This window comes from Acinetobacter sp. UC24323, assembly GCF_024151445.1.
GTDB classification, from domain to species: Bacteria; Pseudomonadota; Gammaproteobacteria; order Pseudomonadales; family Moraxellaceae; genus Acinetobacter; species Acinetobacter baumannii.
The window spans coordinates 38,664-61,270 of record NZ_JAHIBY010000017.1; the positions used below are offsets into that span (position 1 = coordinate 38,664).

24 protein-coding genes and 1 other RNA gene are annotated in these 22,607 nt (G+C 37.9%); 15 read left to right on the plus strand and 10 right to left on the minus strand.

All coding sequences use genetic code 11. The features are described 5' to 3' along the window. The first annotated feature begins 73 nt into the window (after positions 1-73). The 3 genes from dnaQ to nudC all read left to right on the plus strand — a co-directional run bounded on the left by dnaQ (position 74) and on the right by nudC (position 3,972). Positions 74-1,453, plus strand: coding sequence for a DNA polymerase III subunit epsilon (dnaQ, locus tag KNQ97_RS17775; RefSeq protein WP_000084042.1), 1,380 nt, complete (start codon positions 74-76; stop codon positions 1,451-1,453). Between the two features lie 132 nt (positions 1,454-1,585). Beyond that, positions 1,586-3,229: a chemotaxis protein gene (locus KNQ97_RS17780; RefSeq protein ID WP_253612542.1), complete on the plus strand. Its 1,644-nt coding sequence runs from the start codon at positions 1,586-1,588 to the stop codon at positions 3,227-3,229. Next, entirely contained in the window at positions 3,229-3,972 is a 744-nt protein-coding gene (nudC, locus tag KNQ97_RS17785) for an NAD(+) diphosphatase (RefSeq protein ID WP_001292948.1), read from the plus strand. The genes KNQ97_RS17780 and nudC overlap by 1 nt, the downstream gene beginning before the upstream one ends. Positions 3,973-3,994: 22 nt before the next feature. On the opposite strand, the gene KNQ97_RS17790 is transcribed toward nudC, so the two are convergent. From KNQ97_RS17790 to KNQ97_RS17800, 3 genes are all read right to left on the minus strand, one after another. Then, positions 3,995-4,858, minus strand: coding sequence for an alpha/beta hydrolase (locus KNQ97_RS17790; protein ID WP_001048903.1), 864 nt, complete (start codon positions 4,856-4,858; stop codon positions 3,995-3,997). A 3-nt stretch (positions 4,859-4,861) separates the two neighbouring features. Further along, on the minus strand, positions 4,862-5,569 hold the full coding sequence (locus KNQ97_RS17795; protein WP_000919363.1) for a BON domain-containing protein: 708 nt from the start codon (positions 5,567-5,569) through the stop codon (positions 4,862-4,864). An 80-nt stretch (positions 5,570-5,649) separates the two neighbouring features. Next, positions 5,650-6,051, minus strand: a complete 402-nt coding sequence (locus KNQ97_RS17800; protein ID WP_000959396.1) for a YraN family protein — start codon at positions 6,049-6,051, stop codon at positions 5,650-5,652. A 193-nt stretch (positions 6,052-6,244) separates the two neighbouring features. Here KNQ97_RS17800 and rsmI point away from each other — a divergent pair, with 193 nt between their 5' ends. Then, the gene (rsmI, locus tag KNQ97_RS17805; RefSeq protein WP_253612543.1) at positions 6,245-7,081 is read left to right on the plus strand and encodes a 16S rRNA (cytidine(1402)-2'-O)-methyltransferase; all 837 of its coding nucleotides are present in this window, start codon (positions 6,245-6,247) and stop codon (positions 7,079-7,081) included. Between the two features lie 94 nt (positions 7,082-7,175). Next, positions 7,176-7,562, plus strand: coding sequence for a hemin receptor (locus tag KNQ97_RS17810; protein WP_253612544.1), 387 nt, complete (start codon positions 7,176-7,178; stop codon positions 7,560-7,562). 2 nt (positions 7,563-7,564) lie between these two features. Here the strand turns inward: KNQ97_RS17810 and KNQ97_RS17815 are convergent, their stop codons facing one another. Next, complete coding sequence (locus tag KNQ97_RS17815; RefSeq protein WP_000887363.1) at positions 7,565-8,455, minus strand: LysR family transcriptional regulator ArgP; 891 nt, start codon at positions 8,453-8,455, stop codon at positions 7,565-7,567. Positions 8,456-8,561: 106 nt separating this feature from the next. Here KNQ97_RS17815 and KNQ97_RS17820 point away from each other — a divergent pair, with 106 nt between their 5' ends. Further along, the gene (locus KNQ97_RS17820; protein ID WP_000950251.1) at positions 8,562-9,164 is read left to right on the plus strand and encodes a LysE/ArgO family amino acid transporter; all 603 of its coding nucleotides are present in this window, start codon (positions 8,562-8,564) and stop codon (positions 9,162-9,164) included. A 57-nt stretch (positions 9,165-9,221) separates the two neighbouring features. Here the strand turns inward: KNQ97_RS17820 and KNQ97_RS17825 are convergent, their stop codons facing one another. Further along, positions 9,222-9,863 (minus strand): cation transporter, encoded by a 642-nt coding sequence (locus KNQ97_RS17825; protein ID WP_000896577.1) that lies wholly within the window; start codon positions 9,861-9,863, stop codon positions 9,222-9,224. A gap of 65 nt (positions 9,864-9,928) precedes the next feature. Here KNQ97_RS17825 and KNQ97_RS17830 point away from each other — a divergent pair, with 65 nt between their 5' ends. Beyond that, a complete protein-coding gene (locus KNQ97_RS17830) occupies positions 9,929-10,330 on the plus strand; it encodes a MerR family transcriptional regulator (RefSeq protein ID WP_000058923.1) in 402 nt (133 codons plus the stop codon). 54 nt (positions 10,331-10,384) lie between these two features. Here the strand turns inward: KNQ97_RS17830 and KNQ97_RS17835 are convergent, their stop codons facing one another. From KNQ97_RS17835 to KNQ97_RS17855, 5 genes are all read right to left on the minus strand, one after another. After that, positions 10,385-10,636, minus strand: coding sequence for a hypothetical protein (locus tag KNQ97_RS17835; protein WP_000129799.1), 252 nt, complete (start codon positions 10,634-10,636; stop codon positions 10,385-10,387). Between the two features lie 209 nt (positions 10,637-10,845). Beyond that, complete coding sequence (locus tag KNQ97_RS17840) at positions 10,846-12,078, minus strand: FAD-dependent monooxygenase (protein WP_253612545.1); 1,233 nt, start codon at positions 12,076-12,078, stop codon at positions 10,846-10,848. Next, complete coding sequence (locus tag KNQ97_RS17845) at positions 12,075-13,283, minus strand: FAD-dependent monooxygenase (RefSeq protein ID WP_253612546.1); 1,209 nt, start codon at positions 13,281-13,283, stop codon at positions 12,075-12,077. Before KNQ97_RS17845 ends, KNQ97_RS17840 begins: the two co-directional genes overlap by 4 nt. Before the next feature lie 31 nt (positions 13,284-13,314). After that, positions 13,315-14,637: a Xaa-Pro aminopeptidase gene (gene pepP / locus KNQ97_RS17850; protein ID WP_002046001.1), complete on the minus strand. Its 1,323-nt coding sequence runs from the start codon at positions 14,635-14,637 to the stop codon at positions 13,315-13,317. A gap of 67 nt (positions 14,638-14,704) precedes the next feature. Beyond that, positions 14,705-15,337, minus strand: coding sequence for a UPF0149 family protein (locus KNQ97_RS17855; protein WP_001150153.1), 633 nt, complete (start codon positions 15,335-15,337; stop codon positions 14,705-14,707). Positions 15,338-15,401: 64 nt separating this feature from the next. On the opposite strand from KNQ97_RS17855, the gene KNQ97_RS17860 reads away from it, so the two are divergent. The 8 genes from KNQ97_RS17860 (at position 15,402) to KNQ97_RS17895 (ending at position 22,566) form a co-directional block, all read left to right on the plus strand. After that, positions 15,402-15,962 (plus strand): hypothetical protein, encoded by a 561-nt coding sequence (locus KNQ97_RS17860; protein ID WP_000893185.1) that lies wholly within the window; start codon positions 15,402-15,404, stop codon positions 15,960-15,962. Further along, a complete protein-coding gene (locus tag KNQ97_RS17865; protein WP_000003719.1) occupies positions 15,959-16,243 on the plus strand; it encodes a cell division protein ZapA in 285 nt (94 codons plus the stop codon). Before KNQ97_RS17860 ends, KNQ97_RS17865 begins: the two co-directional genes overlap by 4 nt. A 93-nt stretch (positions 16,244-16,336) precedes the next feature. Continuing rightward, a non-coding RNA gene (gene ssrS, locus KNQ97_RS17870) (6S RNA) lies at positions 16,337-16,521 on the plus strand. A gap of 150 nt (positions 16,522-16,671) precedes the next feature. After that, on the plus strand, positions 16,672-18,024 hold the full coding sequence (locus tag KNQ97_RS17875; protein WP_253612547.1) for an integrase family protein: 1,353 nt from the start codon (positions 16,672-16,674) through the stop codon (positions 18,022-18,024). Positions 18,025-18,495: 471 nt separating this feature from the next. Then, complete coding sequence (locus KNQ97_RS17880) at positions 18,496-19,269, plus strand: hypothetical protein (protein ID WP_253612548.1); 774 nt, start codon at positions 18,496-18,498, stop codon at positions 19,267-19,269. A gap of 11 nt (positions 19,270-19,280) precedes the next feature. Then, positions 19,281-19,937 (plus strand): SOS response-associated peptidase, encoded by a 657-nt coding sequence (locus KNQ97_RS17885; RefSeq protein ID WP_253612549.1) that lies wholly within the window; start codon positions 19,281-19,283, stop codon positions 19,935-19,937. A gap of 832 nt (positions 19,938-20,769) precedes the next feature. After that, entirely contained in the window at positions 20,770-21,264 is a 495-nt protein-coding gene (locus KNQ97_RS17890; RefSeq protein WP_024438544.1) for a LexA family transcriptional regulator, read from the plus strand. 3 nt (positions 21,265-21,267) lie between these two features. Then, positions 21,268-22,566, plus strand: a complete 1,299-nt coding sequence (locus tag KNQ97_RS17895) for a Y-family DNA polymerase (protein WP_253612550.1) — start codon at positions 21,268-21,270, stop codon at positions 22,564-22,566. Positions 22,567-22,607: the final 41 nt, after the last annotated feature.

Consider the following 22,607-nt stretch of genomic DNA (forward strand, 5'->3'; position numbering starts at 1 on the left):
CGATGGAACCGAACTTTTTGCGTATACAATACACCAAATTCAGCTCTTTTTCTTTCAGTTTAGGTTTCGATTTATGTCTCAAACAATCACACTGTATGTTGATGGTGCATGTCGTGGCAATCCGGGTTTAGGCGGTTGGGGTGCATATGTCATTACCGAACAGGGTGAACATAAATTATTTGGCGGTGAACCCGACACAACAAATAACCGTATGGAACTTACTGCGGCTATTGAAGGAATTTCTTTTTGCCCTCCTGATGCTCAATTAATTGTCTGGACAGACTCAAATTATGTGAAGCAAGGTATTACAGAATGGATTCATGGTTGGAAAAAGAAAAACTGGAAAGATGTTAAAAATCCTGACCTATGGCAAAAACTCGATGCCGTTTGTGCGGGTAGAAATATTGAATGGAACTGGATTAAAGGCCATGCAGGACATGCAGGTAATGAAATGGCAGACCAACTTGCGAATTTAGGTGCAGACAAAACTGCTCAAGAACTTAAGCAACCACAGTCAGCCACTGTATCGCAAGATATAAAAAAGCCTGAACAGGACTGGTTACTAGACGATCCTTTCGGATTCGATCTGGTTGAAACAACCGAAGATGAAACGGTCACTTTAGAGCAGACACAAGAAGTTGAGATGATTGTTGTGGATGAAGAAATGAATGTAGTTGAAGCTGTAGAACAAGAAGAACAACAGCAAAATACCAATATTCATCCACAAATTGTGATGACTGAAGCCAAGCTTAAATTACAAGGCCCAAGACAACTCATACTCGATACGGAAACAACTGGTTTCTATTTCCAAGATGGTGACCGCATTATTGAAGTCGGTGCCATCGAAATGATTAACCGTAAGCTTACGGGCAGTTCGATTCACATTTATATTAATCCTGAAAAACCAGTGGGTGACTCTGTTCAAGTCCACGGTATTACTGATGAGTTTTTGGTCGACAAACCAAAATATGCAGAAATTGCAGATACCTTATTTGAATACCTAAAAGGCGCAGAAATTATTGCCCATAACGCAACCTTCGATATGAACTTCTTAGATATGGAGTTTAAACGTGTTGGGTTACCTGCTCTTTCAGAAGTTTGTGAAGTTACCGATACTTTAGCTTTAGCGAAAAATAAGCATCCTGGGCAGAAAAACTCACTTGATGCCTTAGTTAGACGTTATGAAATTCCAGCGCGTGACCGTACTTTCCACGGCGCATTACTCGATGCTGAAATTCTTTCTGATGTTTACTTGGCAATGACAGGTGGTCAAGTTTCCTTTGATATGGATGCCCTATCGCAAAGTGAAAGTGACCAGCAAAAAACGACCAAAGCTAGAGTTCAAATTGAATTACCTGTTATTTACCCTTCAGATGAAGAGCTAAACATACATGAGACTTGGGTCAAAGAATTTGAGAAAAAACATGGAGAACCTTGCCTTTTTGCAAAATAAATTTTTGATTCTCTAATGTTTTTTTAGTTTCCCCTTTTGCAAGTTAAGTTATATTAGTCGTATAGATTTTTAGCTCAAACTATTGAGCCATGACGAATATAACAATTGATTTTTTTGCAAAGGGGAATTTTTATGTCTGAGCATAATTCGATTCAATTTGATCCAACAGCGTTACTCATCATTAAAAATGAAATTGATAATTCAATAAAACTGGTGGAAGGCGCTGTAAGTACCTTAATTGAAGAACAGGCTCTCCCTTTTGGTATTGATGATGCATTAGAACAATTTAAACAATGTACTCAAGTCTTACGTCTCATTGATATTCCGTATTTGGCAAAAATCACTCAATATTCAACCGAGTTGATGCAAAAGATTATGGCGAATCCAGAGCGCATCAATACAGATGACGTTGTTGCTTTAAGTGAAGGCACAACCATGGTTAAACGTTATATTGAGTTCATCTGTTTACGTGAAGTCGAAGTACCTCAGTTTCTTTTAGACACCTTAAATAATTTAGAAAAAGCCTTAAATAAGCCACTAACCTCTTCTGGACAACAGATTGCGTCAAAGCTTTCAACAGTTTCACTTGAGTTACCGTTACCCGAAGTGCTTATTAATGAAAGAACTCAGTTTATCCATCAGCTTTATAAATTATCACTACATCAATTTTTAAATAAAACTGAAAGTGCTCGAGACTTTCAAGCATTTAAACTGATTGGCAGTTATTTAGTGAGCATGGCTCAAGGTCAACCAAGCCAGCAATACTGGCAATTGGTGAACTCTGCCTTTAGTCATATTGATGAACTTGTTTTAAATGATGCTCGCCTACGTGTGTTCATTAACCTTGAAAATGCCATAAGTTTATTTTTAGCTTCACCTGAAGGCTTTGAAGCAAACTTAACTGCTCTAGCAGATATCCTGAGTATTGTGATTGGACAAGAAGACCAACTTGCGCAGCAAATCCGTAGTCAGTTAAACATTGGTCATGAGTTTCTCACCGACACTCAACTTAAAGCACTGAGCCAACACTTGTATGGTCCAGACTTTGATACCATGCAAACGGTAAGTCAATTAATCTTAAGCGAAATGAATAAAGTTCGTAATGATATTGAATATAACTACCAAAACATGTCACCAGAAAAAGCTCAGCAACTACAAAGCAATCTTATGCAGCTTGCTCATACTTTTAAATTACTCAACTTAAATGAAGCTGCTTCAGAGCTTTCTCAACAAGCCAGCAGTTTAAGCCAAATCAATATCTTGAGTAATGAAAACTATGCTCAGCAGTTGATGAAAAGCATTTTATCTGCCATGAATGCCATTGGTATTTTGGTGCGCCATTATTCATCTAACCGTCTACAAATTCGTGTGAACAATACCAATATCTCTCTAGATCGTTTAGATGAAGCACATCAGACATTATTGAATGAGACTAAAAATTTAACCGATTTTGTATGCCAAAGTTTGACTCTCTATGCCAACGATCAAACTCAAAATCTTGAAGCAATTGCAGGTTCTTTAAAAGAATTGGCTGGCGCGGCTGAATTTTTAGGAAGCACAGTTCAACAAAATGCTTTACTTGAAACTGCCAAGTTTGTACAACAGCAAATCGATCAAAATCAGCCTTTCAATCATGATCAGATTCACTGTATTTTTAATGTATTAGCTGGGCTAGATATGTTAGTTGACAATTTAAAAAATAAACAGCCTGTTCTACAATCCATGTTTGATGTAGCATTGCTAAGTAGTCAACAACTTCAAAAAAAGGCAGCTTAATGTCTGAGTTATCACTTGCTTATATTTTTCATCATCAACAATTATTGGTTGACCAAAACCTTCAATTACCTAAAGTCGAAAAGTTAGCAAGTGATCTGCTTTTCACTCATGATGAACAGGTCATTGCACGTGACCTGTTGAGTGAAGAAGCCATTCCGGAAGGTCTGCAACTCGTTCCAATTCGTCAACTTATTTCCAACTGGTCAAAAGAACAATTTTTACAGGCAAGTCGTGCTGTACAATTGCTCGAATGGCGACGTAATCACAAGTTTTGTAGTCACTGTGGGCATGCTACCGAAGTACACCCTACAGAATATGCTATGGTGTGCCCTTCTTGTCGCTACCACCAATATCCGCGTGTAAACCCATGTATTATCACTATCATTACTAAGGGCGATGATGAAATTTTATTGGCGAAATCTATTCACAATAAAACCAATATGTATGGCTTGATCGCAGGATTTGTAGAAGTTGGGGAAACGCTTGAAGAAGCTGTTCAGCGCGAAGCTTTAGAAGAAGTGGGACTTAAACTCAAAAATATCCAATATATGTCAAGCCAACCTTGGCCTTTTCCAAGCAATCTCATGATTGCATTTAGAGCTGAATATGAGTCAGGTGAAATTTCTTTGCAAGAAGATGAAATTGCCGATGCGCAGTTCTTTAAATTTGATCAGCTACCTGAAATTCCATTTAAAGGCAGTATTGCACACGCAATGATTACGCAGATTACTCAAGCGAAGTAATCTGCGCTCTCAAACAGATGTTTTAGAATACTTCATCCAGAAAGTGCAAAATGGTCCGTTTAGTTCGGAAGTAATGACTTACAAAACTCGATAAACTCGCCAAAATTGTAATATGACCTGTTTTAGGAATCACAGCGATATGACTGTGATTTCCGCTTTGTCTAAGTGCCTGATCAAGATCAAAGGTATTTTCTTTTTTTACAAGCTGATCATTTTCAGCCATGAGCAGATAATGCTTAATATGATTTTGATTTACAAAATAATATGGCATCACTTCTTTATAAGAAATGCTTTGATCAAAAGCATCTTCGGCAAGCGGATCACCTTTATAATCAAAATGATAAGGACCTGCCAAACCAAAAATTGCTTTAATATTACCTAAACATTGAATTGTATTTGGCTTTGGATGATAAACAGCAGACATCACATTAAATGCACCTGCCGAATGTCCCATAAGCACAATATTCTCTGTCGAGATTTCCAATTTTTCTTGGTTCTGGTGTAAATAGTTTAACGCTTGCGTTAAGTCATCTACATAACTTGGAAAAATATTCTTCGGTGCGAGCTGATAGTTAATGACAGCAACGTCATAACCTTCTTTCGTAAACGCTTCACCCACAAATAAATAGTCTCGTTTATTACCATGTTGCCAAGCACCACCATGTACAAAAACAATGAGTGGTCGATGAGCTAAGCGCTTAGTAGAACGATAAATATCTAGACGATGGCGAGGCTTTAAGCCATAACGCACATTTAAAACCTGCTCAAAACCATCTTTTGGTGTAAAACGGTTTAAAGCAAAGCTCCCCAAATCATACAGACGGAACTCTTTATAAAGAGTTCTCGCCTGCTCAATTTTGCTTTGTAATTGTTCAATCAGGTTCATATTTTATTGTGCAGAAGATGCTGGATCTGTTTGATCCGGATCAATTGCAACAGGAGTTTGAACTGTTGGTTGAGCAAGAACGTTATTAATTACTGGTGTAGTTGTTGCGCTGGCAGTACTCGCTGCCGGAGCAGGCGCTAAATCAATATTATCAATGAGCGTTACAATCTTAGTTACGTTACCGACATTTTGAAGCACATTGTTTAAGTCATTAATTTCAGCTGTGTTTAAACGCCCCATCACATATAAAACACCATCTTCGGTATGGACCAGTACTTTACTGTCCGATACTACTGGCGCTTTCATTAATAAAGCACGTGTATTTGCGGTTACCCCAGCATCTTGCATGATCGTGTTATAGCTTACTTTGTTACCCACCGTAATATAGTTATGTACGGCTTTCACATCACTCATGGCTTTAACGTTGTCTTCTGCCAACTGTTTTAAGTATGGGTCTGGCACCTGTCCAGTTAACAATACTGTGCTATGGAAGCTTTCGATGTTAATACGAGATTGTTTAAAACGCTGATCAAGCTTATAGAGGTTAATATTCGCTGTACGCTTAATTGAAGAATCAATAAATACTTGGCCTAAGCTACGTACACCACTATCTGTTCCAACTGGAGCTGTACCTGTTCCACCAGAAATAAAACTTGCGCAACCTGACAAACTTGCGACACAAAGCGCTGTTACAGCAATACGTTTCAACACTCCACCAGACTCCTATCAATCTCTTCTTGGCTTGATCATAAAACATCGGTCTTTAATTTGCTCAAAAGAGTAATGAACTCTTAATCCAAAGTAAATGCATTTTCGATCCATTGCAGATCATAATGGAATTTTGAAAAGTCTTGCTGTACTGTTTTTGCAATTTTCTGTGGAAAATCAAAACAAATCACATCAAAACGACAATAAAAATCCTGATAAGATGGGTAGCGCTGTAAAAACCTCATCGCCGTCTTAATTATTTTTTTCTGTTTGCTCAAGGTCACCATTTCACAAGCTTGACCATAATTTCCCTGCCCTCGCGCTTTTACCTCAACAAAAATCAATTCGTTACCGCGTTTTACAATCAGATCGACCTCTCCACGGCGTGAATGATAATTACTGGCGACCCATTCATAATTTTGTTCTTTTAAAAGTTTTAGTGCTGTTTGTTCCGCCCATTGGCCCAACTGCTGTGCAACTAACATAATTTTTTTGTTTCCCCAATTAAAAATGTAAATACTGTTAAAGCCGGTTCTATACCTTTTTATTTTTGAATTGAACAAATCAAAAGCAGATGTTTCGAAAAATAAAAAGCCTACTGACATTGTTCACGCCAAAAACATAATTTCGGGTACACTAACCCATTAAAATTGTTTATCTGTACGGAGTAAAAACCAAATGAGTGCTCAGTTATTTGTTGTAGCCACCCCAATCGGGCACTTAGATGATATGACTTTCCGTGCAATTGATATCTTAAAATCAGTTTCTGTTGTTGCTGCCGAAGATACACGCCAATCAGCTCAATTATTCAAACACTATAATATATCTACCCCACTTACCGCATGCCACGACCATAATGAAAGCAACAAAATTGAGCAGTTAGTTCAAAAGCTACTTGCTGGTGAAAATATTGCTTTGATTAGTGATGCAGGCACACCACTTATTAGTGACCCTGGGTTTAAACTGGTTCGTGCTGCTCAAGAAAATGGTATTAGGGTTGTACCTGTACCGGGTGCATGTGCTGCAATTGCTGCTTTAAGTGCTGTAGGTCTACCAAGTGACCGTTTTAGTTTTGAAGGCTTTTTACCATCAAAGGCTTCTCAACGTATTTCGCAACTCGAAAAGCTTAAAAATGAAACTCAAACCTTAATTTTCTATGAAGCGCCACATCGTATTTTAGAATGTGTAAAAAATATGGCTGAAGTATTTGGTGAAAACCGCCCTGTAGGTTTCGCACGTGAAATTACCAAAACATTTGAAACGATCAAAAAAATGACCTTAAAAGATTTGGTTAGTTTTATTGAAAATGACCATAACCAAGAAAAAGGTGAAATTGTTCTTGTAGTTGGCGGTGCAGCAGAAAAAACCGATCTGGCACAAGAAAAACTAGATGAACTTTTAAATCGCTTACTTCAAGATTTATCAGTTAAAGCAGCATCTCAACTGGCTGCTGATTTAACGGGTATTAAGAAAAAAGTCGCTTATCAACGTGCGCTTGAGTTAACACAATCTTAATTTATTAACTAAACGGTGATGACCAATGCCTATGTCATCACCGCGCATAAATTTTGCATAACAATATTAAAGATAAAAAAATAAGAGTATTGATATGACTGAATCACTTGGAAAACTTGGCCCGCATGAAGGACAAGAACTAGAATTATTACTCTCAGGCAAAAAACCTATCGCTTATTTTTATGAGTTATTACCCATTGAATTTATAAAACATCTTGAGCAAGGAACTTTATCTATGCTCAGTAAAGACATTGAAACCTCTCTACCTTTCCCCTTTTCAATTATGCTGATCTATAAAGATGCGTCTTTAGCAGATTTGAATGAACTCATGTTATGTATTGAAAGGTCATTAAAAGCAACTCAACTTGAAGAGCGCCTAGAACTCGACCGTAGGATCGGACAACTTTTAGGTTACTCAGTACAAGATATAGAGTTTTATATTCAACACATTTCAAATCGACATTTAAAAACTAAGATCTAAAATTATCTCAATATCTGTTTTGCTGATTCAACAATGGTCTCGGTCAGTACATCAAGTTGTTTCGACTGTCTTTTCCAGTGATGCCAATATAAAGGAACATCAAGTTGAGCCTCAGGCATAATATCAACAAGTGTTCCATTTTCGAGTAATGGTTGAACCTGAAGCTCGGGCACCATGCCATAGCCTAAACCTAGCTGAATTGCTTTAACAAAAGCATCTGTCGCCGGAATAAAACTATAAGGATAACTCTGCATCGGTAAACCGTATCCTTTTAATAAAACCTCTGAATGCATTAAATCTTTATGGTTAAAAATAACCGCCGGTGTTTTTCTTAAAACTTCTCGGTTAATTCCACCACTAAACCACCGATTTACAAACTCGGCCGATGCCAGCATTTTATAGCGCATTTTACCAAGAGGCTGAGCTAAGCAACCCGCCATCACTTGCTCTTCTGCTGTAATACATGCATTGACCTGACCTGTTTCTAGCAAAGTATGCGTGTGAGATTGATCATCAATTTTTAGCTCTAATACGATTTTTTCTTTAAAAAGTGTTTGCTGAATACTGGGTAAAAGCCAAGTTGCTAATGAGTCTGCATTTGAAGCCAACGCAATTTTATAAAATTCTGATTCAGAAGATTTGCCCATTAAACCTTGTAATAGATTTTGCTCCATTAACCTTGTATGACGTAAATGCTGGAGCAAGGTTTGCCCTGCTTGTGTGAGTACACAAGGACGGCCCCGTATAATTAAAATCTGCCCTAAATATTTTTCTAGTGCTTGTACACGTAGTGATACAGCAGAGGGAGTTATACATAAATGCTCTCCTGCTGCATCAAAACTTCCGACTTCTGCAACCGCCAGAAAAGCTTCACATTGCTTACTATCCAACATACAAAACCTAAATTATTTTTAGCCAAACCTAAATATTCTTAATTTTACTTATTTCTTAATAAAAAGACAGATAATTCCCCCATCTGATTTTTTCTGCTTAATGGTTATGCTTTCTCTGAGTGTATTTTTTAAAGGTTTAGGTATTGGTAGCGGCCTAATTGTAGCAATTGGTGCCCAAAACGCTTTTGTTCTAAAGCAAGGGCTTAAACAGCAATATGTATTTTGGCTATGCTTAATTTGTGCCCTGTCCGATTCGATTTTAATCGCCTGTGGTGTATTAGGTTTTGCCGAAATTATGACAGCATCACCCATCTTAATCACAGTCGCTAAATATTTAGGGGCAACGTTCTTATTCGTCTACGGTGCAAAAGCCTTCTATGCCGCGTTTAAAACTAACCAAGGCATGGAGCTTGATAGCAGCCAAAAGCAGACTTTAACTCAAGCACTTATAACCTGTCTTGCCTTTACTTGGCTGAATCCACATGTTTATTTAGATACCATTGTACTGATTGGTTCGGTTGCGACACAGCTAGAAGATAAAATCAGTTTTGCCTTAGGTAGCATTCTTGCCTCTTGGATCTTCTTTTTCAGTCTAGGCTATGGTGCAAGATTTCTAAAACCATTATTTATCAATCCAAAAGCTTGGAAAATTTTAGATTTCATGATTGGTTGCGTTATGTGGAGTATCGCAATATCACTTCTCATCTAATGCATTCAAAAACAAAAAAGTACCATGTAAGCATGGTACTTTTTTATGCAATCAAGATTAAGCTTCTGAACCCAACATTAACTTTGATTGTTTTCTTTCTTGTAATGATTGCTTAATCACAGCGTAACCCGAAGATACACCTAAATATGCAATAACAAAGGCTACGAATAAATCCGGAAATATAGTGCCTGTTCCAAACACGCCTACAGCAGCCAAAACAACAGCAATGTTAGCGATAGAGTCATTTCGACTACACAACCAGACAGAGCGCATATTGGCATCACCATCGCGGAATGCATAAAGCATTAAAGCAACAGAAACGTTAGCAATTAAAGCGATTACCCCAATTGCCCCCATGACCATCGGTTCAGGTGAAACACCATGAAAAAATGACCAAACGACTTTTGCAATAACGAAGAACCCAAAAGCAGCCATCGTTATACCCTTAACAAGTGCTGCGGTTGCACGCCAGTAAAGGCTCATCGAAAGCACGACTAAAGACAGAGCATAATTTGCAGCATCTCCGGCAAAATCTAATGCATCTGCCCATAATGAAACAGATTGGGCTTTATAACCGCCGACTATCTCAACGACAAACATGAGTGCATTAATTACAAGAGCAATCCATAACGCTTTTCTAAAGCGCGGGCTTGCTTTCTTTGTAGGAGAGCAGGTTGAAGCACATCCACATCCAGCCATTTTATTTCCTCAAAAACTCTTTTATAGTGATTAAAAACCCTTGAGTAGCTCCAGAGTCAAGTCTTATGAGTCTTTCTATTGGTCAATTATCAAAAAAAGCGGATGTCCCGATCGATACTATTCGTTATTACGAAAAAGTAGGTGTGCTGGACCGCATTCAGCGCTCAGAAAATAATTATCGTGTTTACACAGATCAAACACTCGCAGACCTATTATTTATTAAACATTGCCGTGAATTAGATATTTCTCTCAGTGATATTAAAACACTAAAAGAAATGAAAGCTCAGCCGAAACGGGCTTGTACGGAAGTTGATAATTTGGTGAATAAATACTTGATAGAAGTATCGGAAAAGATTGAACGTCTATTGCTTTTAAAAGAAACCCTAATCGATTTAAAACAACACTGCTCTACCGACCGTACAGTAGATGAATGCGGCATTTTAAAAGAACTACAAAACCATCCTTAAATCATCATAAAGTGGGCAATAAAAAAGCATCACTCAAGTGATGCTTTTTTAATATTAACGATCGCTATGTTCATCTGGTGGAACTTCTGTGATTCTTCCGCCACGAGCTAAAAACGCAGCGACTTCATCTTCCAACGCTTGACGTTGTTTTTGTTTCGCAGTTACAGTAAGCGTTTCTGCTTCTGCAAGATCGGCATCAGTTAAGTTGCCTGCTTCTTCATCAGCTGCGCCACTTTCAGCCGCTTTGGCTTCATCTTCATCTACAGCAGAATCTTCTGCATCTTCATAATCATTGATATCTGTCATTTTTACACTCCCCACAATGATTTGTATTGCATCATCGCTATGGTCTTCAAGACCTCAGAAATTTAGCAATCTCTTTGCATTTAGCAAAGAGCCAAATTGGTCAAATCCGTATCTTTTCTGACCGAATTGGTAATGATATATAAATGATTGTTTAAAAAATATCTACTGATATTTATTTAGATCAGTAGAGCATAAACTTCGTAATTATTTTAACGACTATACTGGGTGTTTTGTAAAGCCCCTAAACCATTTGCTTGTTGCATAAAACGCTCTTTTAAGAACGAAATTTGTTCAACTTGCTTGAGTCCCACATTCCGGGCCCAAATCAATGGAAATAGCTCACTGCTTTCTAGCCAACCAATTGCCGACATACTATGCATCATCGCATCATTCTGTCCTTTACGGCGGTGTTCATAACGCATTAAGGTTTGTTCATGCGCCCATACACCACGACCTAAATCATGCAATAGTGCATCACAGAGTACCGCTGCATCTAAACAACCAATATTCACCCCTTGTCCAGCAAGTGGATGAATCACATGAGCTGCATCACCGATTAGGGCTAGGCCAGCTTTAACGTATTGTTTTGCAGCGCGCGCTTTTAATGGAAATTGTGCTCTTGAACGAACATCTAACACTTCACCCAACATATGTTGGCTTTCTCGAGTTAAAAGCTGCATAAACTCGCGATCACTTAAAGCCGAATATTCATCGGCATAATCATCTGGCAGTGTCCAGACAATGGACTGCCAGTAGCCATTTTCACTTTCTTCAAGACTAGCCATCGGCAAATATGCCAAAGGTCCAGTAGGTAAAAAGATTTGCCGAGCAACATAATGATGAGGCTTAGACGTTTTAATCGCACAGCTAATCGCTGCTTGTTTGTAATCTAGTACATCTAGATCAATAAAGGCTTGCTCACGTACAAATGAATTGGCGCCATCAGCACCAATAAGCAGTTTAGTTTTAAGTGTCGCGCCATCTGCCAATTGAATATGCCAACACCCAACACCTTGCTCAATACGGGTAACACGAACTTGAGTACGATAGTCTGTTAACTGCTCAAGCATTTTTTGTTGAATAGCAACATTCAATACACTTGGCTCAACCATAGAACCCAAGGCTTGCTCTGGCATTGGCCTTTGTACAGACTCATGGCCAAAATTAATTTCACCATAGCCATTTAAGTTCCACACTTGCATGCCGGTATAAGGCATTTGACGTGCCAGATCATCCCAAACATTGACTGCTTTAAGTAAATGAATCGTCGCTTGGCTAAGTGCTAAAACACGTGGATTCATCACGCTTAATGTTTTTTCAACATCAAGTACAGGGGCAGCATCAAGCACGGTAGGTTGTACACCACCTTGTGCAAGTAATAAAGCAGTTAAGCCACCAACTAGTCCACCACCAACAATGACGACATCTAACACTTCACTCATGCTTTTAACCCCATTGCATAGTTTGCTACCAGTGGCTTCACACCCGGAATGACATCAAATGCAATTAATCCCGTATTACGGATTAATTTTAATAATGGGTTTTGGTTACTAAAGCCCCGAACTACGGTATCGCAGAATTTAATTACTCGCTGCTGGTCAGATAAACGGGCTTGTTCATAGGCAAGTAAATTATCTGGGTTACCAATATCATCAGATGCGCTTAACTGGTTCACTAAATAACGCAGCAATACATCTGCATCACGCAGACATAAATTAAAACCTTGCCCAGCAACAGGATGGATTGTATGCGCTGCATTACCCATTAAAATAACGCGTCCAACAGCTTGTTTATGCGCAAGCACTTGTGAAAGCGGATAACTAAAGCGTTTACCCGTTTTTTCAAATTTACCCGCTCTGTCACCATAAGTTTTTTGCAAAGCATCTAAAAAGTGTTGGTCATTTTCTTCGCCCAACCACTCACCTTCAGTGCCTTTTTTAACAGGCCATACCACTGAGCGACGGTATTCACCCGGTAATGGCAACAAAGCTAAAGGCCCTAATGCACTAAAACGCTCAAATCCTACATGCTCATGCGGTTTTGAAGTCTGAACAGTCGTAACGATCGCAACCTGATCATAGTCGTGGACATCGACACCAACACCAATTGCTTGACGACAGAAAGAATCGCGCCCATCTGCTGCAATTAATAATTTTGACTCAAGCTTTAAGACTTCATCACCACGCTGAGCTTCAATATGTACCTGTTCAGCGTCTTGAGTTAAAGCAATTACTTTTACGCCATCAATCAGTTCAATCAAAGGTTGTTGACGTACTTGAGTTAATAAAACACGACCGAGCCATGCATTTTCAATGACTTGCCCAAAGCTTTCGACTTTCTCTTGTTCTGCAATTAAACGTGCTTTTCCAAAACTGCCTTGTTCAGTAATGTGAACTTGCAAAATTGGAGTGGCATGCTGTTGTAAGGCATCCCATAACCCCAACTTCTGATAAATCTGTACGCTACGACGTGATAAAGCCGTATTCCGCGCATCAAAACTGGAATGATAAGGGGCAACATTTTGATCATCATAGTTTGGGTATTTCACAGCTTCTAATAGCTTTACCGCGATATTAGCCTTCGCCAGCATGAGGGAAAGGCTTAAACCCACCATACCCCCACCTACAATAATCACTTGTTGTTGCATCGAGTTTTGCTCCTTTGGCGAATACGTTTAATTATGCTTTAGCTTGCGCCATTAAATGTTCAATATCTGCAATATCTTTAACTACATCGGCAGTTAAAACTCGTGGGCCTTTTGAGGTTGCGACCACATCATCTTCAATACGAATGCCAATACCACGCCATTTTTTATCTACAGTTTCGTCATCTGGTGCAATGTATAAACCGGGTTCAACAGTAACAACCATGCCCTCTTCATATTGGCGCCAGTCGTCATCTTTTTTATAAGAACCGACATCATGTACATCCATACCTAACCAGTGGCCTGTACCATGCATATAAAATTGACGATAGGCTTCTGTTTCAATCAGCTCACTCACATCACCTTTGAGCAAACCTAAATCAACTAAGCCTTCCGTTAAAATTTTGACTGCCACCTCATGAGGCTCACGGTATGAGTTACCTATACGTACTGCATCAATCGCCGCATATTGAGAGGCCAATACCACTTCATACAATGCTTTTTGTTCGGGGCTAAATTTCCCGTTTACGGGAAAAGTACGGGTAATATCCGATGCATAGAACTCATATTCACATGCAGCATCAATTAAAACCAAATCACCATCTTTAAGAGCTTGGTTATTTTCAACATAGTGCAAAATACAAGCATTGGCACCGCCACCAACAATACTGTTGTAAGAAGGCACACAGCCGTTTTGCCCAAAGATATAATTAAGCTCGGCTTCTAGTGCATATTCCATCATGCCAGGGCGAACAGTTTGCATTGCACGAGTATGTGCCTTAGCACTAATTGTTGAAGCGATTTGCATCAGCTCAATTTCTTGCGGTGATTTAATTAAACGCATTTCATCAACAATGCGATCAAGTTGAACTAACTGGGCTGGAGCGGCTTCATGACGATGCTCGGCATTCGCTTTTTTGATCCATTGGCTTACTCTGGCATCAAATGCAGCATTGTGTCCGATTCGATAATAAAGACGCTCTTTATTTAATAATTTTTCAATAATTTCTTCATCAAGCAGATCAATTGCATAAGCTTCATCTGCTTCGTACTCTTCAATTGCGCCGTCAATTCCCGCACGATAACCATTCCAGATTTCCATCTCACGATTACGTTCACGGCAAAAAAGACTATAGCTATAGTCAGTAACGTCATCAAAGGTTTCAATGACAGCAACTGCCTCAGGCTCTGCAAAACCCGTCAAATAGAAAAAACTACTATCGGCACGGAATTTATAATCCGCATCACGATTACGGTACATTTCCTCACGCGTTGCAATAATCGCAATGCTGTTTGGACCCATTTTTTCTGCTAGACGGTTTCTGCGATGTTGAAAATCAGCTTGAGGCAATTTCATAATGATCTACTTGATTTAGAATTTTAAAGTCAAAAAATTAAACACAGCCAATAACACATCGCCTCAATTAACTTGGGCGATGTGGTGTAAACATTTCTACAATATTTTGATCTGCGGTGCCTACAGTAGAAGTTTTACTTTTTGCATAAAAGTTTTTCAACAATGAACTTTCAGCCACTGTTACTTTCTTTCTACCAATAGATAAGCTCACTGGAATAAGGCGTACAAATTCATACAATTCTTCGTAACTGCTTTCGCCTTCTTCATCGTTATCAGAGTCTTCAAATTCTACTGCTGCAACATCTTGCAAATGTTCGATCAACTCACGCTCATCTGTACGAACATGTCCCGATGCCAAACCAAAACCGAGCACAACGCCGGCACACCAATCTGACAACGCTTGTACACGGTCTTGAAGAAGATGTTCATCATCTGGAAGCATTGGTAAATAGTCCAATTCATCTTCCGATAATGCATGTGCTACATCTTCTGCTTCATCTGTTAAAAGCGCTAAAGCTTCTTCATTTAACTCAGGCACATTAAGAGTTGTTAAGATTTGTGTCCATTCTTCACGCGTAGGCGCTTCTGTCACACAAACAATACCTGTTAATAAACCATGTAACTCACTAGGGCTTGAAATTTCTTCAATTCCTTCAAAATGAGCGTTCCATTCTGTCCAGCCTGAAATATCGTCTTGCATTCGTTTATCCAATCTCTATACTTCGTATATATTACCTTTGATTGCAATTCTGTGCGACCTCGTTATGTTAGAACAATTACAGCGTCTACAAGCGCATATTGGCGTTTTAAAAACACGCTTACATCATCTAGAGAGTGAAAATTCTGCTCTCTCGGAAGCTAAAGAACTGGCTGAAACAGAGCATCACGCACAAGTTGTGCAAAAAAATAGCATCATCACTAAAAAACAAGAGGAAATTGAGACATTAACTGAGCAACTCACTCAGTTACAAGGCCAATTTCAACAATTGAATCAAGATGCTAACACACTTGCAGAGCGTTACAGCCGCCTAGAAAAAAGTACGACCGATTTAAAAAATCGTTTTCAGGAAATTTTGGCAGAGCGTAATGAATTACGCGTTACCAAAGAAAAACTTCAGTCACAGCAACGTCAAACTCAACAAGAGTTACACGACTTGCAGCAAGATCGTGACCGTTTGTTACAAAAAAATGAACTTGCCAAAGCAAAAGTTGAAGCCATCATTCAACGTTTAGCAATTTTAGGTACTGCTCAAGATCAACATGCGCAAGAAATTCAGCAACTTGCTCATCCAAATGCTGAAGCTGGTGAGGAGACACAATCATGAGTGAACAAGTCATGGTAGAGCTTCGGCTGATTGAACAAACTTTTAGGCTTGCAACGACTTCTGATAAAAGAGAAGAGCTTGAACGTGCAGCTGAGCTTCTCAATGAAAAATTCAACGATATGCGCCGTAGTGCACCTCGTGTTGAGCATAATAAACTTGTCATCATGGTAGCTCTACAGCTCACCCAAGAAGTGTTAAGTTTAAATAAATCTTTGCAAGAATATGCGCATTGTGAACGTTTACTCCAGACTATTTTGGAAGATGTTGAACAAATAGTGTAAACAATTCGCATAAAGCTTCATCAAACGCAAAGTAAGTTTACAGTTCGATAGGCTCAGATGATTGCCAACGAAGTCAGATCAGTTATACTAAAGCTGTCTCTGGGATGTTCGCCAGCCGGTCTGATTCCCCTGAGCCGATATCATCTCTTTAGGATGGTGTTCTGCATATTTAGAGCGTATGCCTACCCCGAGTAGGAAACCCAGCAAGTATGCGTCACCTCCACCTTGAACTTTAGGGTTCAAGGGTAACGACATGCAGCGGCATCTTCGGAGCATTTATTTTTAAATAGATAACAATAACTTAAAACAAAATCCCCTACTTAAAACTCTCTTTTTTAATAGACTAATTCTTCAAAATAGACTCTTAATAGACTTCACAATTATTGTGTTGTATCGTTAGGTATTGCTTTGTATTGCTTAAATTAAAAATGGCTCAACACATTAAATTTACTAAATCGGTAATAGACTCTATTCCTTTGTCTGAAGAGAAACAAATCTTTTACAGAGATACAGTAACTATAGGATTTGGCTTATGTGTGGGGAAAACTAAAAGCTATTTTGCTGAAAAGAAAATGCCTAATGGCAAATCTAAACGTAAAGTTATTGGAAAACATGGCGTCTATACATTAGAACAAGCCAGAACTGAAGCTAAACGCTTGCTAATCATGATGGATGAAGGTGTAGATCCAGTTAAGCAAAAGCGTGAAATACGAGCCTCAGCAATTCAAAATGATGCCTTACAAAAGCTAGTGCCTACCCTTTCTGAAGCTTACCAATATTATAAATTGCGTAAAAAGCTGGCTGAAACTTCTTTAATTGCTTATGACGGATGCATAGAGAACTACTTTAGTGACTGGAAAGATTTAAAACTCGATCAAATCACCAGTGCAATGATTATTGATCGCCATTTGAAGCTTTCGGAATCAAGCCCTTCCCGAGCTAATCTTGCATCAAAATTTTTACATGCCCTCTTTAACCATACGATTAGCAGGTATAAGGATGAGTCAGGAAATAAAATTCTAAATATTAAGAATCCGGTTGTTATCGTTAAAGAAGAAAAGGCTTTCAATAAAATTAAACGCAGGAAAGGCCACGTTCGTGCGGATCAACGTGAAACATGGGCACTAGCAGTTGCCACCACTTACTGGATGGGTGAACAAAATAACGATTTTAGAGCGTACACAAACCAAGACTTTTTATTTTTACTTGCTTTAACTGGTTTTAGACGCAGTGAAGCAGAATCTGTTGAATGGAAAAATGTGGACCTTCAGTTCGGTACCATCAAAATCATTAACACTAAAAACCATGAGGACCTTTTATTGCCTATGGGTGACACCCTTTGGCACATTATGCGTGAACGTAAAAAACGTGCCGGTGATAATAAATATGTCTTTACCGATAGAAATGGTGTTTCTCATATCTCAGATCGCCGAGCAGCAAGAGAAAAAGTAACTGAGAATTCTGGTATAAAATTTACGTTCCATGATTTACGCCGTACCTTTGGCACTATTGCGAACAGTTTAGCAATTGGAAGCTATACGATTAAAAGACTAATTAATCACACCACAGACGATGATGATAACGATGTAACTGATGGCTATATTCAAGTTTCTTTCGATGATTTAAAGAAAGCTATGAATATGATTGAAGATGTGATTATTTCTGAACAGGTAAAAGCATTAATCAAAAGTCGCTTGTATTTCGAGAAAAACGAATCAAGAAATCAGGCTCAAACATTAATAGATCATCATACTAAAATATTAGGTATTTATAATAAGTGATATTAAAATTAATAGGCTGGCTGGTTAGGTAGTCCTAATTATTACATCAATTACTGAAAAACTGAGAATGAGCAAATGAAAGATTGGGTCTATTTTTATATCGAACATACCATTAAATATGGCGAACCATTCTATAAAGAAATCGGTTGGTCATTAGGCTTGAAAAATAGCTATATAGTTATGAGCCTGTCACGTAACTAAATTATGCACTCAACAAGCTCATAAAGCTCAATTTTTAAAAATTGGAAATTCTTTACAGATAACTTAATTTGTCAGTACTTGATCGTGTCTTTGTTAGTTCTTTTTTAAGATGATATAGAGAGAATTTAGCCACACTTAGATAGTATTAGCTTTAATAAAAGGTATAGATTTTAGAATCCTAATAACTTAATAACAATTTCTAATGATTATTTGTTTGAACAAATTTATCATATTGAAAAATTATTGGACTTTATGATAGGTTTTAAGAACATGCACAATAAATTATTTAATTCATCAAAACCATGGATGGATAAATTTTTCTCATTAAAAACCATACCTTACTTATTAACATTAATATATTTACTCTATATCTTTTACATCTGTTTTCTAGCAGAACCTGATCAGTATTTATGGGGTAATGTAGGTATTAAATTACAATCTATCGATTTTGGCGGTTTTGGTAGTCTTCTTGCAGGAATATTCTCTCCATTAGCATTTCTCTGGTTATTTCTTACCTTCAAACAAACTGATAAGAATCTACATATTGCTCAAAAACAATTGATGATATTAGAAGAAAAGGAGGAGAATAGAAAAAAACTAATCAAACCTATTTTTTCAGATATAAAATCAAGAGTTTACCCACTAGTGCCTATAAATTGGTATACATATAATATAGATATTTCGATAATTGGCGAAGTTAATCGAATTTTCCCTATCATTAAATCTGATCCAAATACTTTTAAAATTGAAAAAAAAGTTCGTTCGTTAATGGATAGAAGTTCCTCAATTGACGGGTTTCCTTTTTATCAATCATTTAAAGATGAAGAGTTTACATTCAAATTCCAAATTTGTTTTAGTAACTTAATAGGAAATGAAATTTTTGAAATAGAATTACACTATTTAGATAAAGATGGTAATGATCAATTGACCATTATATATGTAAAATATATTCAAATATCTGAAAAAAGAAATGGAAAATCTACCCCCCTTTATAATGCTCCTGAAAATATCCGAGTTGCATTCGATAAAAATGAATTAATTTAAATGAGTCAATTATGTGTGCTAATTACGAACCAATTTCAAAAGACCGGGTACACCTTTTAGATTTACTCGAACCTACTTTCGACTATAAAGCGGATATTTATCCGGGTTACGACTGCCCTCTTATTTTTTCTAAAGATGGCCATATAGAATGGCGACAAGTAAAGTTTGGCATGATTCCACCATGGAACCATGACCTTAAATTCTCAAAGTATACGTATAACGCTAGAACAGAAACTGTAGATAAAAAGCCAAGCTTTAGACATGCATGGGCTAAAAGCCAGTTTGCATTAATACCTGTAGAAAAGATCTATGAACCAAGATATGTGAATGGTAAAGCGGAAAGATGGGGAATTTATAGAGAAGATGGCTTACCTTTCACCGTTGCAGCTATTTACGATTCTACTGTCATTGATGGGCAGCAAGTTAGATCTATGTCGATGCTGACTATCAATGCAGATAATCACCCTTTCATGAGCCAGTTTCATAAACCAGAGGATGAGAAACGATCGATTATTGTAATCCCTGAAGAATACAGGGAAGATTGGTTGAACTGTAAAAAAGAAGATGCAGATCAATTTTTCTTTGAGATGCCGCTTGGTGAATTTACTGCTACCTATTTTCCTAAACCAAACAAAAAACCGCCTGCCCCAGCAAACGGTTCTAATTAGCCTTAAATTAAAATATTAATACATCATCGCATAATAAAATCAGCTACTTGAATTACATCAGCTATTAAGCTTAGTAATTTCATGCCGAGGATAAATATCTTCGTCATAGCAATCTCCTGTTAAAGAGACATTGCCTTATGCCATGTTTTGCGCTTTAATAACGTTACTGCGTAGCGAAATTTATCGCCGAAGTCTTCGTCATTTAGCACGTCGAAGACTAGAGTTAAATTTCATATCGCAATCCTCGTCGTTAAGTCAGTAACGTAGTCAGCGTTACAGACTTCAGCGAACTGTGTTGTAAAGCAATGCAGCTAAGTTTCACTACCCGCAGTTGACTACTTCTTGCCGGAAACTATCAACTGTGGGTAGAACCAACTCCCTTACCTCTAATAATCGATAGCAAATTACCGAGTTTAATAGCTGGGGAGATAGACGCTTTGTGCATCTATGTACCTAAGATATTGGATTTTTTACGGTATATCAATCTTGACTTTCTAAGTAATTTTTATCTGTATGATTTGTCGGGAGATAGCGTAACAAATGTGAGAAAAAACACTTATAGATAGTTTTGTGGATAAGTATAAAATCAATAACTTAGTTACAAGTAGCTCTTGAAGTGACTCATTTTGTTATACTTTTTTTGTTATTTTTGCACTCACTAATTCTAAGTTTACAAAGTAAGTTCAATTGAAGAATTTCCGACCAAATGCACCATGAAGAACGACAAGTTGTGACTAGTCATTATTTATCCACAGCTTTTTAAATTTGAATTTAAGCTCATCTCTAGAATATCATCTTGAATATGTTACAAAATCAAGCTGGAGGATATTCTATGAGCGAAATTGCACCATCCATTATCCAGATAAAACCGTACATCACACAAAGTATTGTTTTATCTGAGGCTTTATCATTTAAGCAAGTTGTACCGTCAACTCACATGCTTATCCCCTACGCACTTGAAAAGATTTCAGCAGGCTTCCCCAGCCCCGCACAAGATTACATAGACAAAGTGCTCGATATGAATGAGCACTTAATTAAGAACGAAACTTCAACGTTTATTGTAAAAGTTGCTTCGCTTTCGATGCTCAATGCAGGCATTGATATTGATGACGAGTTGATTGTAGATCGAAGTCTTGATGCAAAGCACGGCGATATCGTTATTGCACTAATTGACAATGAATTCACAGTTAAACGTTTAATGATCGATGAAAAAGGTCAATGGCTTAAAGCAGAGAATCCGGATTATAAAAATATTTATTTAGCGGATGGCCAAGAATTAATAATTTGGGGTGTTGTCACTCATATTATTAAAATGACACGGCATTAAGTTATGAAACATGAGAACAAAGTATTTTTTCTCATCGATGTAAATAACATGTACGTTTCATGTGAGAGAGTCTTTGACCCAAGTTTGAATAATAAGCCCGTTATTGTATTGTCAAACAACGATGGGTGCGCCGTGGCACGTAGCAACGAGGCAAAATCCTTAAATATAAAAATGGGTGTGCCGCTTTTTCAAATTAAAGACATTGTTCAGCAACATAACGTAATCGTTCTTTCAAGCAACTATGCAATGTATGCTGAAATGTCACGGCGCTTTCATACGATCCTTGCCTCTTACGTAACTGCAGAAGAAGTTGAACCGTACTCGATTGATGAGTGCTTTGTAGATTTCACAGCTTATGAAAAGAACTTTGATTTAGAAAAAGTCGGGCAGCAAATGCGCCAGCAAATATGGAAATGGCTAGGCTTACCTGTCTGTGTCGGAATCGGCAGAAGTAAAACAGAAGCAAAGATTGCAAATCATATTGCAAAGAAAAACCCCGGCTTTAACAGCGTTTGTGATTTAGTGAATATGGATCCGTGCAATAAAGAATATTACTTCTCACTTATCGATGTTTCGGAAGTTTGGGGCGTGGGTCGTAAGCACTCAAAAAAACTTCAAGCAATGGGAATTAATACGGTCCTTGATTTAGCGTGTGCCGAGCCACGAGAAATGCAAAAACGCTTTTCTATCGTCATGGCGCGCACAATATACGAACTACAAGGTATCTCATGTATTGAGATCGAGCACACTCCCCCATCAAAAAAGCAAATAGTTGCAAGCCGGTCTTTCGGTGGTCGCGTAACTGAATTAACGGATCTTAAAGAAGCTATCTCTATGTATGCTCAAGATGCATGTAAACGCTTGCGTGATGAAGGTCTTTTATGTGGATGCATGATTGCTTTTGTACAGTCAAACCCTTTCGATGCCAATGTGCCGTTCTACAACAAATCAATCACAGGTTCGTTTTCTGAACCTACGGATTGCGCGATAGATTTTGTCAAAGCAGCTACAAGGATGTTAAACGATATCTACAAAGAAGGAATTAAATATAAGAAGTGCGGCGTAGTGCTGACATGTTTAGAGCCAAAGTCTGGCCATACTTATGACCTATTAACTGACTTTAAACAAATAGAGAAAAAGGAATGTTTGATGCAAGCAATGGACGGTATTCACAGCAAATTCGGAAAGAAAAAGATTGGTGTCGGACCATGTTTTGTTCCTGGTCGAAACTGGTCGATGAGTAGAGATAAATTGAGCAGAAATCCATTTAAGTGGGAGGAGTTATTGACTGTAGGTGATTAAATTTGCATTATTTAAAATACCATTAATATTCCATAACAGAA